This is a genomic window from Paenibacillus sp. 01T422, from assembly GCF_056398785.1.
In genome coordinates, this window is the sequence record NZ_JBFTQB010001023.1 from 1 (window position 1) to 2,118 (window position 2,118).

The window sequence follows — 2,118 nt, forward strand, 5'->3', positions numbered from 1 at the left end:
TCTCCAAATAGAGGACTCTAGTTCCCTTAGTCAGATGCTGATCTTACTCCGCCGTTACCTTTTGCATTTTGGCAGGATTGTTAATTTTGTAAGGCACAGGATGCTTGCTAAGCTTCTTAGCTACGATTTTGCATTCAAAAGTGACGGTATCTCCGACTTCGAGCTCCAGCTTTTTCAACGTGTTGCTGTGACTTGACCAAGCTGTGCCGATCTCCATCGCAGGATCTGTAATAGCAACAGCTTCATAAATAATGACCTCATCGTCATTATCGGAGAAATTGTTCGGGACGGTTGTGAATTCTTGGACCGTTGCTATCATTTTCACTTTATCTTCAGGCAGCTCAAGCTTTGGCGCCTTCTCTTTTTTTGCTGCTTTCTCTTTCGGCTGTTTTGTTTTCGGAGCCTTTACTTCTTCGGCCTCTTGCTCGGCAGAAGCGGATTCATCTGCTATAGATTCCACTATAGCCGATGCTTCGGTTTCAGGCTCTGCAACTTCAGTTCCAGCAGTCTCATCTGCTGCAACTGTAAGTCTTTGGCTGTAATTGGCCGCTTGCATCTCCTTCAGATAGGAAGGGTGAATGCAATGCAGCTGTTTATTGTCGAATGCAATGACAGCCGTCATTTTATCCACCAAGCCGACGATGTCGCAAGGCAAGTTCATGCCGTTGTTTTTGTAGTAAAATGCTTTCGTTTTGGCCGCTTTCTCAGAGAGCAAGCCCCATTCTTTGCACTGCTCCAGTTGCTCGGTTTCATCCTCGAAGGTTGTGTAGTTTTCGGGCTGAATGGTGAATGCAAGTACCATGTTCGGTGCCGCCTTTCTATGTATCTATAAAATAAGGTTCCATTATTGTTCTAATCGGAAGTCATCCGTTTTCTCGCCGTCTTCCCATATTTCCACAAATAGGGCTTCGCTATTATCAAAATCAGCAGGCGTGAACGATAGCGCTTTCTCCTCGTCGGTACCTACATAAACATTTTCCATTTCTTCGCCGTCGAAAGAGAGAATGACGTATATTTTCATGCCAAAATGCCTCCAAATAAGTTGATATGAATTATTATAACACAATCGTCCAAAAGTTCGCATGAGGTGGCTTCGGCTGAAATGATAAAAACAAGCTGCCTTCAGGCAACTTGTTTTTTGGTCGGTGCTAGTAGTGAAGGGAGAGACCATATTCCCCTGAAGCTGAAGACGAATTATTCAAGAGAGCTACAAACCCAATATCACCGTAAGTTCTTGTGAATGTACTGCCTACTGGCACCGTAAAGGTATCAATAGATGCTCCAATTGAGTTGCGAATGGTCACATCTACGTTTCCTCCACTTGATGCTTTTACACTAACAGAACCGCTAATTGGCAATGGCGGGATGGCAGGAGCTGAAGTATCAATCGCGTACACGGTTAATGACATGCCGGCAGTTATCATAAACGTGCCGCAAATATCGTCATTAAAAGAACCCCTGTTGTTGCATAGACAAGGCATACAATCATCTCCTACGGATCTTAGTTTGTTAAATCATTACTTTACTATTAATGCTGGATGATTGTAGTTGGTATAGATACTAACATAGCAGCTCGTCTATATTTAGAAATATGTTCATCTACCTAGCAACTCTATGATTTACAGGTGATTTGCTCCGTTTCTTCTTTTACTAGGCAGATCTCGTCTTTGCGTGGGATGTCATTTATGATCTGTGGTCGAGGCTTAATAACGGTTATTTTTTTCTTAGGATTCTTACGTTTTTTTATAGCAAAATAATGTGCAGTGATGGAGAATTGGCCTACGCTTTTAAGCTCTGCAGAGCTTGAGGAGCTTATTTCCAGGCTTGCGACAGCTCCCAATGTAATTGATTTCGTTTGATTAAGTTCCGTTAGTGTGAACAAGGTGACATCGGAAAGCCCATCCCCTGTTGTATCTGCTTTAACCGTCAACGTACAATGTGGACTCTGGTTCCGTACCGTAATCGTTCCAAAAGGAAGATTGCGCCCCGTATTAGCTGTCCGCCAGTATTGCACGCTTTCTCCATTGCTTTCTTGAGAAATGCTGCCGCATATTTCATCCGTTACGAGTGGTTTTCGAAGTGGAGATGTTTTCCTCTTTCTACAGATCATCTTTTTAG

General features: G+C 43.2%; 4 protein-coding genes. All 4 read right to left on the minus strand.

All coding sequences use genetic code 11. From position 1 onward, the window contains the following. Nucleotides 1-43: 43 nt before the first annotated feature. A complete protein-coding gene (locus AC1DUA_RS35000) occupies nucleotides 44-802 on the minus strand; it encodes a hypothetical protein (RefSeq protein WP_477504121.1) in 759 nt (252 codons plus the stop codon). A gap of 42 nt (nucleotides 803-844) precedes the next feature. Continuing rightward, entirely contained in the window at nucleotides 845-1,021 is a 177-nt protein-coding gene (locus AC1DUA_RS35005; protein ID WP_164819425.1) for a hypothetical protein, read from the minus strand. Nucleotides 1,022-1,148: 127 nt separating this feature from the next. Then, nucleotides 1,149-1,481, minus strand: a complete 333-nt coding sequence (locus tag AC1DUA_RS35010) for an S-Ena type endospore appendage (protein ID WP_477504122.1) — start codon at nucleotides 1,479-1,481, stop codon at nucleotides 1,149-1,151. Between the two features lie 131 nt (nucleotides 1,482-1,612). After that, nucleotides 1,613-2,118 (minus strand): S-Ena type endospore appendage (locus AC1DUA_RS35015; protein WP_477504123.1); only part of this gene is annotated, 506 nt, incomplete at its 5' end.

Coding starts and splice junctions, on each gene's coding strand:
- AC1DUA_RS35000 (WP_477504121.1), bottom strand. CDS start 802: ATGGTACTTGCATTCACCATTCAGCCCGAAAACTACACAACCTTCGAG.
- AC1DUA_RS35005 (WP_164819425.1), bottom strand. CDS start 1,021: ATGAAAATATACGTCATTCTCTCTTTCGACGGCGAAGAAATGGAAAAT.
- AC1DUA_RS35010 (WP_477504122.1), bottom strand. CDS start 1,481: ATGCCTTGTCTATGCAACAACAGGGGTTCTTTTAATGACGATATTTGC.